This window comes from Oribacterium sp. oral taxon 078 str. F0262 (assembly GCF_000160135.1).
In the GTDB taxonomy this organism is placed as follows: Bacteria; Bacillota; Clostridia; order Lachnospirales; family Lachnospiraceae; genus Oribacterium.
In genome coordinates this window covers 279,664-294,233 of record NZ_GG729934.1, presented here as the reverse complement: position 1 = coordinate 294,233, position 14,570 = coordinate 279,664, and the positions used below count along the sequence as shown (strand labels likewise).

General features: G+C 56.5%; 10 protein-coding genes. All 10 read left to right on the top strand.

The features are described 5' to 3' along the window. The gene (locus tag GCWU000341_RS05130; protein WP_009214739.1) at positions 1-1,749 is read left to right on the top strand and encodes an ABC transporter ATP-binding protein; all 1,749 of its coding nucleotides are present in this window, start codon (positions 1-3) and stop codon (positions 1,747-1,749) included. Next, entirely contained in the window at positions 1,746-3,467 is a 1,722-nt protein-coding gene (locus GCWU000341_RS05125) for an ABC transporter ATP-binding protein (RefSeq protein ID WP_040653476.1), read from the top strand. Before GCWU000341_RS05130 ends, GCWU000341_RS05125 begins: the two co-directional genes overlap by 4 nt. A gap of 108 nt (positions 3,468-3,575) precedes the next feature. Continuing rightward, positions 3,576-5,672 carry an elongation factor G gene (locus GCWU000341_RS05120; protein WP_040653474.1) on the top strand — a complete coding sequence of 699 codons (2,097 nt, stop codon included), beginning with the start codon at positions 3,576-3,578 and terminating at the stop codon, positions 5,670-5,672. 868 nt (positions 5,673-6,540) lie between these two features. Further along, positions 6,541-7,584 (top strand): phosphate acyltransferase PlsX, encoded by a 1,044-nt coding sequence (gene plsX / locus GCWU000341_RS05110; RefSeq protein WP_040653470.1) that lies wholly within the window; start codon positions 6,541-6,543, stop codon positions 7,582-7,584. A gap of 3 nt (positions 7,585-7,587) precedes the next feature. After that, the gene (gene acpP / locus GCWU000341_RS05105; RefSeq protein ID WP_009214734.1) at positions 7,588-7,833 is read left to right on the top strand and encodes an acyl carrier protein; all 246 of its coding nucleotides are present in this window, start codon (positions 7,588-7,590) and stop codon (positions 7,831-7,833) included. After that, positions 7,826-8,530, top strand: a complete 705-nt coding sequence (gene rnc, locus GCWU000341_RS05100) for a ribonuclease III (RefSeq protein ID WP_009214733.1) — start codon at positions 7,826-7,828, stop codon at positions 8,528-8,530. The genes acpP and rnc overlap by 8 nt, the downstream gene beginning before the upstream one ends. Further along, a complete protein-coding gene (gene smc / locus GCWU000341_RS05095; RefSeq protein WP_009214732.1) occupies positions 8,511-11,795 on the top strand; it encodes a chromosome segregation protein SMC in 3,285 nt (1,094 codons plus the stop codon). Before rnc ends, smc begins: the two co-directional genes overlap by 20 nt. 2 nt (positions 11,796-11,797) lie before the next feature. Continuing rightward, a complete protein-coding gene (gene ftsY / locus GCWU000341_RS05090; protein ID WP_009214731.1) occupies positions 11,798-12,673 on the top strand; it encodes a signal recognition particle-docking protein FtsY in 876 nt (291 codons plus the stop codon). Positions 12,674-12,790: 117 nt separating this feature from the next. Next, positions 12,791-13,105 carry a transcriptional regulator gene (locus GCWU000341_RS05085; RefSeq protein ID WP_009214730.1) on the top strand — a complete coding sequence of 105 codons (315 nt, stop codon included), beginning with the start codon at positions 12,791-12,793 and terminating at the stop codon, positions 13,103-13,105. Beyond that, positions 13,095-14,471 carry a signal recognition particle protein gene (gene ffh / locus GCWU000341_RS05080; protein ID WP_009214729.1) on the top strand — a complete coding sequence of 459 codons (1,377 nt, stop codon included), beginning with the start codon at positions 13,095-13,097 and terminating at the stop codon, positions 14,469-14,471. Before GCWU000341_RS05085 ends, ffh begins: the two co-directional genes overlap by 11 nt. The last annotated feature ends 99 nt before the right edge of the window (positions 14,472-14,570 follow it).

Genomic DNA, 14,570 nt, shown 5'->3' with positions numbered 1-14,570 from the left:
ATGTTTGATGTCTATAAGAAGCTGCTGCATTATGTGCCGCGGGAGCGCTATCTTGCTTATCTCGCGCTTTTCTTTTCCGCCCTCTCCTCGTTCTTTACCGTGGGAGGATATTTTTATCTGAACTGTTTTCTGGAAAGGCTGATCCTTCAAAAGGACGGCTCCGGGGCGGGGAGAGCGGCCCTTCTCATCGCGGGGATGCTCGCGCTCGCTTCCCTGATCTATGTGACAGCAGTGCTTATAAGCCATGTGCTCGGCTTTCGCCTGGAGACCAATCTCCGAAAGAGGGGCATCGACGGGCTGACGGATGCGAGCTTCCGCTTCTTCGACCTGACTCCCTCCGGGAAGACGCGGAAGATCATCGATGACAATGCCGCACAGACGCATATGATCGTAGCGCATCTGATCCCGGACAATACGGGTGCTCTCATCACGCCTCTCCTCCTTCTCTTTCTCGCTTATCTCATCAGCCCAAGACTTGGGATCACGCTCACACTTGTCTTTCTCCTCTCTCTGCTTCTCCTCTATCTCATGATGGGGAATAAGAACTTCATGGAGATCTACCAAAACTCTTTGGAAAAGCTCAGCGCGGAAACTGTGGAATATGTGCGGGGAATCCAGGTTATCAAGATCTTCGGCGCCGATCTGGACTCCTTTAAGAGCCTGAGCAGGGCGATTCAGGACTATGCCCGCTACGCCTACGAGTATTCGAAGAGCTGCAAAAAGCCCTACGTTCTCTTTCAGCTTATTTTCTTCGGCCTCGTCCTCTTCCTGATCCCTCCGATCTCTCTCTTCATCGCCCCCTTTTCCGATCCGGGAAGGCTCGCATCAGAGCTCATCATGCTCTTCTTCCTCGGAGGGACGCTCTTTAACAGCATCATGAAGATCATGTATGTCTCCCAGCACGCCTTCGAGGGAAAATACGCCGTGAACCGCCTGGAGGAGCTCTATGCTTCCATGCAAAAGGACAAGATCTCCTTCGGAACGGAGGAGAGCTTTCCGCACTGCGATATCGACTTTGAGGAGGTGGACTTCTCCTATCTCGAGGGGAGACCGGTGCTTGAGAAGCTCAGCTTCCATCTTCCGGAGAAGAAGATCTATGCCCTCTTAGGAGACTCAGGGAGCGGGAAATCCACGATTGTGAAGCTGATCTCCGGCTTTTATAAGATAAACGGCGGATGCATCCGGATCGGAGGACGCCCCATCGAGAGCTACTCCGAGAGGGCCCTTTCCGAGAATATCAGCTTCGTCTTCCAGGATGCCCGCCTCTTCAAGATGAGCATCTATGACAATGTGAGCCTCGCCAGGCGGGATGCGAAGAGGGAGGAGGTTCTGGAGGCCTTGCACCTTGCGGGCTGCGGCAGCATCCTGGACAAATTCAGGGAGCGGGAGAACACTCTGATCGGGTCTAAGGGAGTCTATCTCTCCGGGGGAGAGAAGCAGCGGATCAGCATCGCGAGGGCGATCCTTAAGAAAAGCCGCATTGTCATCCTGGACGAGGCGAGCGCCGCCGTGGATCCGGAGAATGAGCATGAGCTCCAGCTGGCTTTTTCCCATCTCATGAAGGGGAGGACCGTCATTATGATTGCCCACCGGCTGAGCAGCATCCGAAACGTCGATGAAATCCTCGTGCTGGAAAAGGGGAGGATCATCGAGCGGGGGAGCGATGAAGCTCTTATGGCAAAAGACAGCCGTTACCGGAGGCTGCAGGAGCTCTATGGCAGAGCCAATGAATGGAGGGTAGAGGGATGAGAAAGTATCTGCAGCATAAATTCGCCCTGACAGAGCAGGGCGCAGAGGGCCTTATCCGGGCGAGCATTGCCTGCTTTTTCGGCTATCTCCTGAATATGATTCCGGCCATGATCTTGATGTTTTTCCTTGAGGGACTTCTCTTTACGGGACTCCGCGGAAGCGCGTTCTACCTGCTTCTCTCCGTCCTCATCCTTTTCCTAATGGCCTTTCAGCTTGGATTGGAATATGACTCCCTCTTCAATGAGACCTATCGGGAGAGCGCGAATCTTCGGATCGAGATCGCAAAGAGACTTACAAAGCTCCCTCTGTCCTACTTTTCAAAGCACGATCTCTCGGATCTTTCGCAGACGATCATGAGCGATGTGACGGCGATCGAGCACGCGATGAGCCATGCGATGGCGAGGACGATCGGTTTTTTCCTCTTCTTCCCCTTGATCTCCGTCCTCCTTCTCGCGGGGGACTTTCGCCTAGGGCTCGCCGTCATTATTCCCGTCCTCGCGGATCTTCTCCTGATTCGCCTCTCCCGGGGGATACAGGTCAGCGGCGCGCGGAAATATTATGAACAACTAAGGGAGAATTCCGAGAAATTTCAGGAGACGATCGAGATGCAGCAGGAGCTTCGGAGTCTGGGGCTTTCCCTGGAAAAAAGGGCCGAGCTCTACCGGACGATGGAGGAGAGCGAGCGGCTTCATATCCGAACGGAGCTGATGCAGGCGGTTCCGGTGACGCTCTCGGGACTTATCATGCAGCTGGCTCTCCCCGCGGTCATCCTGACGGGAACCGCTCTTTATCTCTCGGGGGAGATCAGTATCCTCTACCTCATCGGCTATATCCTCGCGGCGATGAAGATAAAAGAGGGGATGGACGGACTCTCCATGTTCAGTGCAGAGCTTTTCTACCTGAATGCGCGGGTGCAGAGAATCGATGCGATACGGCAGACGAAGCTCCAGGGGGGAGAGGAGCACGAGCTGAAAAGCTGTACGATCGATCTGGAAAAGGTCGCCTTCTCCTATAATGATGAGACGCCGGTGTTAAGGAGCGTCTCCTTCTCCGCAAGGCAGGGAGAGGTGACAGCACTGGTCGGGCGGAGCGGCTGCGGAAAGACCAGCATTCTCCGGGTGATATCCCGGCTCTATGACTATGAGAAGGGCAGCATCCGGATCGACGGAAGGGATATCCGGGAAATCTCCACGGACTCCCTCTTTCGGAAGGTCTCGATCGTCTTTCAGGATGTGACGCTCTTTAACAGCTCCGTCCTGGAGAATATCCGGATCGGGCGGAAGGATGCCTCGGATGAGGAGGTGATGGAGGCCGCCCGCCTCGCAAACTGCACGGACTTCATCGAAAGATTGCCGGATGGGATTCACAGCCTGATCGGAGAGAACGGCGCCTCGCTCTCCGGAGGAGAGCGGCAGAGGATCTCGATCGCAAGAGCCTTCCTTAAGAATGCCCCGATCCTCATTCTGGATGAGATCGCGGCCTCTCTCGATGTGGAAAACGAGGAAAAGATCCAGGAGAGCCTGAACAGTCTGATCCGGGGGAGGACAGTGCTCATCATCTCTCACCGTCTGAAATCCGTCGAAAACGTGGACAAGATCGTGGTCATCGAAGAGGGAAGGACGGAGGCGGAGGGGAAACACAAGGAACTCTTAAAGAGCTCCGTGAGCTATCAAAAGCTTGTGGAAAATGCCGCGCTTGCGGAGAGCTTCCGCTATTAGAAAAGCCTCCAAAGCTCATAAATCCGCCATATAAATCTTGTATTCTCCTATCTGTTTTAGTACAATAGGCATAGTTTAATGAGCTCGACGACAGGAGGGAAAGAGGATATGAAGGTTTATGACACCGGAAGCATTCGGAATGTAATTCTCTTGGGCCACGGCGGGGCGGGAAAGACCACAGTCGCGGAGGCTCTCGCCTATGTGACGGGGACGATCCAGAGAATGGGAACCGTTCCGGACGGAAATACGATTTCCGATTATGAGAAGGAGGAGAAGAGGCGGAAGTTCTCGATCTCCACTTCCCTCATTCCGATTGAATACAAGGGGGAAAAGGGCGAGTACAAGATCAATATCCTGGACAGCCCGGGATACTTCGACTTTGTGGGTGAGGTGGAGGAGGCGGTCTCCGCCGCCGACGCCGCAGTCATCGTCGTAAACTGCAAGGCCGGCATCGAGCCCGGAACCGTGAAGGCCTGGGAGCTCTGCGAGAGAGAGAAGCTTCCGAGACTCTTCTTTGTCACAAATATGGATGATGACCATGCCTCCTTCCGTCAGCTCGTACTGGACCTGGAGAAGCGCTTCGGCCGCTCCGTCGCCCCCTTCCAGCTTCCGATCCGCGAGAACGAGAAATTCGTCGGCTTTGTCAATGTCGTAAAGATGGCGGGCCGCCGCTTCACGAAGAAAAATGAGTACGAGGCCTGCGATATCCCGGACTATGTTCAGAAAAATCTCGGCATCGCAAGAAGCGCCCTCCTGGAGGCGGTAGCGGAGACCTCCGACGAGTATATGGAGAAATACTTCTCCGGGGAGGAGTTTACGATAGAGGAGATCCAGAATGCGCTGAAGGAAAATGTCAGAACCTGCAGCATTGCCCCCGTCCTGATGGGCTCCGGCATCCATGCCCAGGGCTTTAACGTCCTCCTTCAGATCATCGAGAAGTATTTCCCGGCTCCAAACGAATCCGAGACGATGGGAGTGGATGCCTCCTCCGGGGAGCACTTCAGCGCGAAGTTCAATCCCGAGGCCTCTCTGAGCGCCAAGGTCTTTAAGACCATCGTCGATCCCTTCATGGGGAAGTACAGCCTCATGAAGATCTGCACCGGGACGCTCCGCCAGAGCTCTGAGATCTACAATGTAAACCGGGAGAGCATGGAGAAGGTCGGAAAGCTCTATATCCTCCGGGGGAGTGAGGCCATCGAGGTCCCCGAGCTCCGCGCGGGGGATATCGGCGCTGTCGCAAAGCTCAGCGTCACGGAAACGGGAGACAGCATTGCGGTGAGAAATGCCCCCGTCCTCTACCACGGCCCGCATTTCCCGACACCCTATACCTATATGGCCTATCGCGCGGAAAACAAGGCCGATGAGGACAAGATCTCCACGGCTCTTTCCCGGATGATGGAGGAGGATCGGACGCTTCGGACCGCTCCGGATCCGGAGAATCGCCAGGCCCTTCTCTACGGCATCGGGGAGCAGCAGCTCGAGGTGGTTCAGTCCAAGATCCGGGAGCGCTATAATGCGGCCCTGCTCCTCGAAAAGCCCCGCTTTGCCTACCGGGAAACCATCAAAAAGGCGGTGAAGGTCCAGGGCCGCTATAAAAAGCAGTCCGGAGGGCACGGGCAGTACGGGGATGTCATCATGGAGTTCTCCCCCAGCGGGGACAATGAGAAGGCCTATGTCTTTGAGGAGAAGGTCTTCGGGGGCTCCGTCCCGAAGAACTACTTCCCCGCGGTCGAGAAGGGGATTCAGGAATCCTGCAAAAAGGGACCGCTCGCCGGTTATCCTGTGGTCGGGCTGAAGGCAGTGCTCCTGGACGGCTCCTATCATCCGGTGGACTCCTCCGAGCAGGCCTTCAAGACCGCCGCGAGCCTCGCCTTTAAGGATGGCTTCATGCAGGCGCAGCCTGTCCTCCTGGAGCCGATCGTGTCCTTGAAGGTCACGGTCCCGGATTCCAATACGGGGGATATCATGGGAGACCTCACGAAGCGGCGTGGAAGAGTGCTCGGCATGAATGCCCTGCACGGCGGAAAGCAGTGCATCGAGGCGGAGCTTCCGATGAGCAATCTCTACGGCTACAATACGGATCTTCGCTCCATGACGGGGGGAAGCGGCATCTACGAGTACGAATTTGTGCGCTATGAGCAGACGCCGGGAGATATTCAGAACCAGCTCGTCGCGGAAGCGGAAGAGGCAAAGGCACAGGAATAGGCGGAAGCCTCTCCTGGCAGAGCTCCGAAAAAGAGAGGGGCGCGGAAACCCGCGCCCCTCTCCCCTGTGCGGAATAAGGACGGTTGACGGCTTCTTTGGAATTTACTATAGTACTGTATAAGTCTCCGTCAAGCAGACAAATGCGGAGCAAGCTTGCTTGCAGGAGCATTTGGATATTTGACGGAACAAGAGGTATGAGACAAAAAGCCATGCGAGCATTGCGAGCAGGGCGATTGTCGAATACCTGTGAGCGATGCGGGAGCTTCAAAGAAGCGGAGCAGCGCGTGGACTTATACTTGATGAGGATCCTCAGGAAGGCCGAATCCCTGGGAACCGCTGTGAGCAAGATGGTCCCGAGAGGCGCGGATAGCGCGAAGGCCCTCTATAAGATCTTTCGGCATTTGACGAGACAAGAGGTATGAGTACGCAGGGACACCGCTTCTTCTGCCTTTTGCCCGCCCGGCACAGGACGCTCTCGCTCCGACTGCCGCGGCCAGCGGCGCGTAAGCGTAGAAGTCTGCCATCAGGCAGACTCGGAGCGTACTTGACCACTTCTCGAAGAGAAGTGTCTCCCGAAGGGAGATCGGCTGATGCCTCCCGGGCGAAGCCGAGTCCTTAAGCGATTTAAAAGACCAAATCGCTAAACGCCGGGGCGGCAGACGGCCTGTGCGCAGACGGACAAAACGGCAAGGGCGGCATTCGCAACCCTGTCACGACCATTTCCCTAGTATGTAAGTGCAGAAGTCTGCCATCAGGCAGACTCGGAGCGTACTTGAGTCTTCTTGAAGAGAAGTGCCTCCCGGGCGAAGCCGAGTCTTACAAAAGCTTATGTTTATGGATGCCGGGTATTCCGGCATGGGAGTTTTTTATGATCAAAGTTGCGATCGATGCGATGGGAGGAGATGAGTCTCCGGAGGCCATCGTAAAGGGGGCCATCGAGTCCCTCGGGGAGACGGAGGACACGAAACTTTTCCTTTTCGGACCGAAGGAGAGGATTTCCGCTTTGCTTTCGCAGTATTCCTTCGACGGGGAGCGGGTGGAGCTTGTCAATGCGGAGGATGTGATCTCTCTTCACGAGTCCCCGGTGCTTGCGATCCGGAGAAAGAAGGATTCCTCTATTGTGAGGGGAATGCAGTTTGTAAAGGAGGGGAAGGCGGATGCGCTGATCTCCGCCGGATCCTCCGGGGCAATCCTTGCGGGAGCCCAGCTGATCGTCGGGAGGATCCGCGGCATTTACCGGCCGCCCCTCGCTGCGCTGATTCCGACGAGGAGAGGGGTCTGTCTCCTCACGGACTGCGGGGCCAATGTGGACGCGAGTCCGGAATGGCTTTTGCAGTTTGCAAAAATGGGAAGCATTTATCTCCGGGAGATGCTCGGCATCGAGAGGCCTTCGGTCGGACTTGTGAATATCGGCGCGGAGGAGGAGAAGGGAAATCGGCTGGTGAAGGAGGCGATGCCTCTTCTCAGAGCGGATGAGGAGCTCCATTTTCAGGGCTCCGTCGAGGCAAGGGATATCGTGGAGGGAAGCTGCGATGTCGTTGTCGCGGACGCCTTCGTCGGGAATGTCGTCTTAAAGATGTATGAGGGAGTCGGAAAGATGCTCCTCACAGAAATTAAGGATTGTCTGAAGCAGAGCGGTCCCATCACCCTGCTCGGCGCAGCCTTGATTCAGAAAAGCCTGAAAAAGGGGCTCTCTAAATTCGATGCAAAGCGCTACGGCGGCGCGCCGATTCTCGGACTGAAGGGGCTCGTCGTAAAGGTGCACGGCAACACGGATGGTACGGAGCTAAAGCACGCTGTCAGACAGTGCGCGGACTTTTGCCGAAGGGATATCGTTGGGAAGATCGAGAGAAGTCTTTTGGCGGAGAAAAGCGAAGAGGCGCTCCCGGATCGGGAAGAGGAGAAAGGATAAAAGATGGAACTGGAAAAGCTGAAGAAGATCATTCAGAAGGAGATGAATCTCGGAACGGAAACGGAGATTCACATGGAAAGCCGCTTCGTCGAGGATCTCGGGGCGGATTCTCTGGATGTCGTGCAGATCGTAATGGCGATCGAGGAGGAGTTCGGAATCGAGATCCCGGAGGACGCCGCGGAGAAGATCCGGACCGTCGGAGAGGCCGCAGAAGCGATCCGGAAAGCGACGGGAGAGGTGGATGGATAGGCTTTCTCTTTTGGAAGAAAAATTAGCCTATTCCTTCCGGGACCGCGAACTTCTTCTCCATGCTCTCACGCATCCCTCCTATTCCAATGAACAGGGGGATCCGAAGGAGGCGTCCAATCAGCGGCTGGAATTTCTGGGAGACGCGGTGCTGGAGCTGGCCGCAAGTGACTTCCTCTACCATAGAGTGCCGGTGATCCAGGAGGGCGTCATGACGAAGCTCCGGGCCGCGCTTGTCTGTGAACCGACGCTCGCGGAGGCCGCGAGGAAGCTCTCCCTGGGAGACTATCTTGTCCTGGGGAGGGGAGAGGGCCGGGAGGGGATTCAGCTTCGGGATTCCGTGCTCTCCGATGCCTTCGAGGCCGTGATCGGCGCGATCTATCTGGACGGCGGCTTCTCCGCAGCGCAGTGCTTTATCAAAAGACTGGTGCTCTCCGACATCGAGAACAAGAGCCTTTATCGGGATGCAAAGACGATGCTTCAGGAGTATGTCTCCAAGCAGCGCCTTTCTCTTCGCTATGCTCTCCTGGAGGAGAGCGGTCCCTGCCACGAACGCTTCTACCGGGTTTCCGCGCTCATCGAGGAGAAAGAATACGGAAGAGGCGAAGGCTCCTCCAAGAAAAAGGCGGAGCAGGCGGCGGCGTACCAGGCTTTACTAAAGATCAAGGCGGAGAGCGGATATGTATTTAAAATCCATTGAGATTCAGGGCTTTAAGTCCTTTGCCAATAAGACGGAGCTGGACTTTTCCCGCGGTGTCACCGGGATCGTCGGACCGAACGGTTCCGGAAAATCCAATATCTCCGATGCCGTTCGCTGGGTACTGGGAGAGCAGAAGATCAAGCAGCTCCGGGGAGCCTCCATGCAGGATGTCATCTTCTCCGGCACACAGAAGAGAAAGCCCCAGAGCTACGCCTATGTCAGCATCACGCTCGACAACGCCGACCACGCGCTGAATCTGGACTATGATGAGCTCACGGTGACGAGGCGGATCTACCGCTCCGGGGAGTCCGAATATCTTTTGAATGGAACGGACTGCCGCCTGAAGGATATCAATGAGCTTTTCTATGATACCGGGATCGGGAAGGAGGGCTACTCCATCATCGGCCAGGGGCAGATCGACAAGATTCTCTCCGGCAGGGCCGAGGAGAGGAGGGCCCTTTTCGACGAGGCGGTCGGGATCGTGAAATATAAGAGAAGGAAGGATGTCGCGGAGCGGAAGCTCGGGGAGGAGCAGCTGAATCTCCAGCGGGTCACAGACATCCTGAACGAGCTTGGCCGTCAGATGGAGCCGCTCCGGAAGCAGTCCGAGCAGGCGAAGCAGTATCTCTCTCTCAGAGATCAGCTGATTCTCTATGAGGCAAACCTGTTTCTTCGGGAAATGGATGCCGCATCGAAGGAGCTCGCGGATTCCTCGGAGAACGAGGAGAATGTGCAGGCAGAGCTCGCCTCCGTCCGGGCGGAATCCGAGGAGCTCGCGAAAAAATATAAAGAGATCGAGGAAAAGCAAAGGGAGCTGGAGGAAATGCTCGCAAAGGGCCGAAGCGAGCTCTCAAAGTCGGAGCTTTTGAAAACGGAGCTCCTCGGTCAGGTCGAGCTGCTGCGGGAACAGATGAGAAGCGGGGAAAGCGAAAAGAGCCATTTCCGGGAGAGAATCGCCGCGCTGAAGAAGGAGGAATTCGAGAGAATCGCGGGGATTGAGGACGCCGTCTCCGTACTTCTTTTTATCCGAAAGCAGATTGCCTTTATCCGGGAGAGCTGCGGAAAGGAAGCGGAGCCGGAGAATATCGAGCTGGATCTCAGTCTGATCGATGCGAGTCTCAAGGGGGCGAGATCCGTCGTCAGCTCCTGCATGGGAGCGGACTATTCTCTCGAAGAGCGCCCGATCCGGGAGGCGGAGAAGGCGCTCCCCGGAAAGTCCGATGCTTTCCTCCATAAGCTTGAGGAAAAGCAAAGAGAACTCGAGGAGCTCACAAAAAGGCAGGAAGCTCTCGAAGCGGAGCGGAGGGAGAAGAGGGGAGAGGAGGCAGCGCTTCGAAGGCAATTCGAGGAGGGACAGCGCCTTTTTCAGGACAAGATCCGGGAGAGGGATCGGGAGAAAAATCAGCTCGAGCTTCTCCGAAATCTCGCAGAGCGCTATGAGGGCTACGGGCACGCGGTAAAATCCGTCATGGAAAAAAGAAAGACCTGCCCCGGCATTCTCGGTGTGGTATCGGAGCTTCTGGATGTCCCGGGGCAGTACGAGACCGCGGTGGAGACCGCGCTCGCCGGAGCCCTCCAGAATATTGTGACGGGGGACGAGGCCACAGCGAAGGAGATGGTCGATTACCTGAAGAAAAACCGTCTCGGGAGGGCGACCTTTCTCCCCCTTCCGAATCTTCGGAGCAGGAGGGATGAAAACTGCTTAAGGGCAAGGGAGGAGAAGGGCGCGCTCGGACTCGGAAGCGAGCTCGTTCACTCTGAAGAGCGCTACCGGGGGCTTCTGGATTATCTCCTGGGGCGGATCCTCATCGTGGACCGGATGGAGAACGCGCTTTCGATCGCGAGGAAATATCATCAGAGCATCCGCATCGTCACTTTGGAGGGGGAGCTCTTAAATCCGGGGGGCTCCATCTCCGGAGGGGCCTATCGGAACAGTTCCAATCTCGTTGGGCGGAGGAGGGAGCTCTCCGAGCTCTCGGAAAGACTGAAGCAGACGGAGGAGGAGCTCGCAAGGCTCTCGGAGAAAAGGACCCATTCTCAGGAGGAGCTCCGTCAAAGCGGGGAGAGACTTCTCCGGCTGGAGGAGGAGCTTCGCAGACTGGAGCTTGAGAGAAACACCAGCTCTCTTGGCATCGCTTCGGAGATCAACACAGAATACAGCACTCTTTCCGCGAGGACGGATCTTGTGACGGAGAATCTGAACCGACTGAGCGATCAGCTCGGGAGGCTGTTCGAGGAGAGGGCGGGGATTGAGGATTCAGAGGAGAGCTTCGGAAGGAAGGCCAGGGAAAGGGAGGAGAGGATAGAGGAGCTTTGCTCTCTCATCGAGAATACGGAGAAAAAGAAGATTCTTTTAGAGAAGGAGCTCTCTCTTTCCGAGCAGAGAAAGGAAGAGATCCTCTCGGAACGGAGCAGCTTCTTTGGCAGGAAGGATGCCCTGTCCGAGCGCCTGCTTCTCATGGAAAAGGAGGCGCTCCGCGTCCAGAATAAGAGGGAGAAGCAGGAGCAGCGGATTGAGAGCCTGACAAGCTATATGCTCGAGGAATACGATCTGAGCTACCAGGGCGCGAAGGAGCGCTACTCCCCGGAGTTCCCCGACACAAAGGAGCTTCGGGCCGGAGTGAACCGCCTGAAAACCGGAATCCGAGCCCTCGGTTCCGTCAATCTCGATGCGATCGAACAGTACAAGGAGATCTCCGAGCGTCACAGCTTTTTGGACAGACAGTATCAGGATCTTGTGAGCTCGGAGGAGAGCCTCACAAAGATCATCCGCGATCTGGACAGCGGGATGCGCAGGCAGTTTCGAGAGAACTTCTCGAAGATCCAGCTCAAATTCGACGAGGTCTTCCGCGTGCTTTTCGGGGGAGGACAGGGGAAGCTCTCGCTGGATCCGGAGGACCCGGATGTCCTTACGGCGGGGATCAATGTCATCGCGGAGCCGCCGGGGAAGAAGCTCCAGAACATGATGCAGCTCTCTGGAGGAGAGAAGGCTCTCACCGCCATATCGCTCCTTTTTGCCCTGCAAAGTCTGAAGCCCTCCCCCTTCTGTCTTCTGGATGAGATCGAGGCTGCGCTGGACGATTCCAATGTCATCCGCTTTGCGGAGTACCTGAACCGTCTTACGGATAAGACCCAGTTCATTGTCATCACCCATAGAAGAGGGACGATGGAGCGGGCCGACCGGCTCTTTGGCATCACCATGCAGGAGAAGGGGGTATCGACCCTGGTATCCGTGGACCTTGTGCAGGACCAGCTGGAGGAGTAAGTATGGCGAATTTTTTTTCCAAATTATTGAACAATATCTTTTCGTCCAGTGAGGTCGCGGACGACAGCTTCTATGAGGAGCTGGAGGATGCGATGATCATGAGTGATGTCGGAGCCGACGCGGCGCTTCGGATCATCGATGCGGTGCGCCGGGAGGCGAAGCGGAAGGGCTGCAATCTGACGAAGGATGTCCGGAAGATCCTGAAGGATTATCTCTATGAGCTGATGCGGACAGACGAAAGCTACTATGAGTTCGAGAGGCAGAAGAGCATCATCTCCGTGATCGGCGTTAACGGCGTCGGAAAGACGACCTCCATCGGGAAGCTCGCGGAGCACTTTAAGTCCATGGGGAAAAAGGTCATCCTCGCCGCGGCGGACACCTTCCGCGCGGGTGCGATCGAACAGCTCGTGGAATGGGGAAAGAGGGTCGGAGTGGACGTCATCCGGCAGAGGGAGGGCTCTGACCCCGCGGCGGTCGTCTTTGACGCTCTCCAGTCCTTCAAGGCAAAAAATGCGGATATCCTCATCATCGACACCGCCGGGAGACTCCATAATAAGAAAAACCTCATGCAGGAGCTGGGAAAGATCAACCGGATCATCGACCGTGAATTTTCGGAGGGCTTTCGGGAGACTCTGGTCGTTTTGGATGCCACAACAGGGCAGAACGCGCTGAGCCAGGCGCGGGTCTTTCAGGAGACCAGCCAGGTGACGGGGATCATTCTGACGAAGATGGACGGCAGCGCCCGGGGCGGAGTCGCGCTCTCCGTCCAGTCCGAGCTCGGCATCCCGGTGAAATATATCGGTTCCGGCGAGAGGGCGAAGGATCTGCACCGCTTTGACGCGGGGAGCTATGTGGATTCCATCTTCGAAAAGCAATAGCACTCGCCCGGGAATGCGGAGCAGCTGCCAGGATTTTTCCTTGACAGCTGCTTTTTGATTTGCTAGGATAGCTTCCGCGGGACTTCGGACTTCCCGTTTTTCGGGCGGAGGGCGAGGATGGAAGATTTTGTGAGGAAGGGAAATCTCTACGAGCTCTACGGCGGACTTTTGAAGGAAAACCCGCGGAGGGTCTATGAATACCATGTCGTAGACGATATGAGCTTCTCTGAAATCGGAGAGGAGCTGTCGATCAGTCGGCAGGCGGCACAGGAGCTTTTTCGGAGGGCGGACAGGAAGCTGCAGTCCTTTGAAGAGATACTGAGGCTCCAGGAGAAGCTGCTTCGGATACGGGGCCTTGCGCTTTCGATCCGGGAGCAGTGCCGCGACCCGAAGATAGAGGCACTTGCAAGGGAGATCATCGATGGCATTTGAGAATCTGACAGATCGGCTGAGCAATATTTTCTCCGGACTTTCCGGGAAGGGGAGACTCACGGAGGACGACGTCAATGCGGCGCTTCGCGAGATCCGCATGGCCCTTCTCGAGGCGGACGTCAATTTCAAACTCGTGAAGGACTTCACCGCGAAGGTCAAGGAAAAGGCCGTCGGAGAGGATGTCATGCATTCCCTCACTCCGGCGCAGATGGTCGTAAAGATCGTAAACGAGGAGCTCACGGAAATGATGGGCTCCGAGACGACCGAGATCCGGCTTCGCCCCCAGAGCGAGATCAGCGTCATCATGATGGTGGGACTCCAGGGAGCCGGAAAGACGACGAGCGCCGCAAAGCTCGCCGGAAAATTCAAAAAGCAGCACAGAAAGCCGCTGCTCGTCGCCTGCGATGTCTACCGCCCCGCCGCCATCGACCAGCTCCGCGTCAATGCGGAGAAGCAGGAGGTTCCCTTCTTCTCGCTGGGCGATAAGCTAAGCCCCGTCGAAATCGCGAGGCGCTCCCTGGAATATGCGAAGGAGCAGGGGCAGAATCTCGTGATTATCGACACCGCGGGACGGCTCCAGATCGATGAGAGGCTGATGAAGGAGCTCCAGGATATCAAAAAGGCCGTCCGGGTCGACTGGAGCATCCTGACCGTCGACGCCATGACGGGACAGGAGGCTGTCAATGTGGCGGAAAGCTTCTCGGAGAAGGTGGGGATCGACGGCGTAATCCTCACAAAGTGCGACGGAGATACCCGCGGGGGAGCGGCCCTGTCCATCCGGGCGATGTGCGGAAAGCCGATCCTTTATCTCGGCATGGGAGAGAAGCTCTCCGATCTCGAGCAGTTCTATCCGGACCGCATGGCCGGCCGCATCCTCGGCATGGGGGATGTGCTCTCTCTCATCGAGAGGGCACAGGGCGAGATGGACGAGAAGAAGGCACGGGAATCCGTCCGGAAGATGTCCAAGGGCCAGTTCAACTACGACGACTTCATGGATCAGATGAATCAGCTGAAGAAGCTCGGCGGACTCGGCGGGATCCTGAAGCTCCTCCCCGGCATGAACAAGGCGATGCAGGGCCTCGATCTCGAGGAATCCGAGAAGCAGATGGGGAGGGTGAAGAGCATCATCCAGTCGATGACGCTCAAGGAAAGAGCCAACCCGAAGCTCATGAACCCCTCGAGGAAGAAGCGGATCGCAAAGGGAGCCGGGGTCGACATCTCGGAGGTCAACCGCCTCGTAAAGCAGTTCGAGCAGATGCAGAAGATGATGAAGCAGCTCGGCGGAAATATGAGGGGCGGAAGGGGCGGCTTCCCCGGCATGGGCGCTCTCGGGGGCATGCGGGGGGGAGGAAAATTTCCGTTCTAGGATACCCGGCGGCTCATTCCATCCGCCCGGAGATTTTCCCTGAGGCACAGGATTCCCCTGCACGGCGCCGTAATGTAAAAATCACAGAAATTCGCAGAA

Bases quoted from the DNA above. Each gene is read 5' to 3' on its own strand.
- GCWU000341_RS05130 (WP_009214739.1), top strand. From the start codon at position 1: ATGTTTGATGTCTATAAGAAGCTGCTGCATTATGTGCCGCGGGAGCGC.
- GCWU000341_RS05125 (WP_040653476.1), top strand. From the start codon at position 1,746: ATGAGAAAGTATCTGCAGCATAAATTCGCCCTGACAGAGCAGGGCGCA.
- GCWU000341_RS05120 (WP_040653474.1), top strand. From the start codon at position 3,576: ATGAAGGTTTATGACACCGGAAGCATTCGGAATGTAATTCTCTTGGGC.
- plsX (WP_040653470.1), top strand. From the start codon at position 6,541: ATGATCAAAGTTGCGATCGATGCGATGGGAGGAGATGAGTCTCCGGAG.
- acpP (WP_009214734.1), top strand. From the start codon at position 7,588: ATGGAACTGGAAAAGCTGAAGAAGATCATTCAGAAGGAGATGAATCTC.
- rnc (WP_009214733.1), top strand. From the start codon at position 7,826: ATGGATAGGCTTTCTCTTTTGGAAGAAAAATTAGCCTATTCCTTCCGG.
- smc (WP_009214732.1), top strand. From the start codon at position 8,511: ATGTATTTAAAATCCATTGAGATTCAGGGCTTTAAGTCCTTTGCCAAT.
- ftsY (WP_009214731.1), top strand. From the start codon at position 11,798: ATGGCGAATTTTTTTTCCAAATTATTGAACAATATCTTTTCGTCCAGT.
- GCWU000341_RS05085 (WP_009214730.1), top strand. From the start codon at position 12,791: ATGGAAGATTTTGTGAGGAAGGGAAATCTCTACGAGCTCTACGGCGGA.
- ffh (WP_009214729.1), top strand. From the start codon at position 13,095: ATGGCATTTGAGAATCTGACAGATCGGCTGAGCAATATTTTCTCCGGA.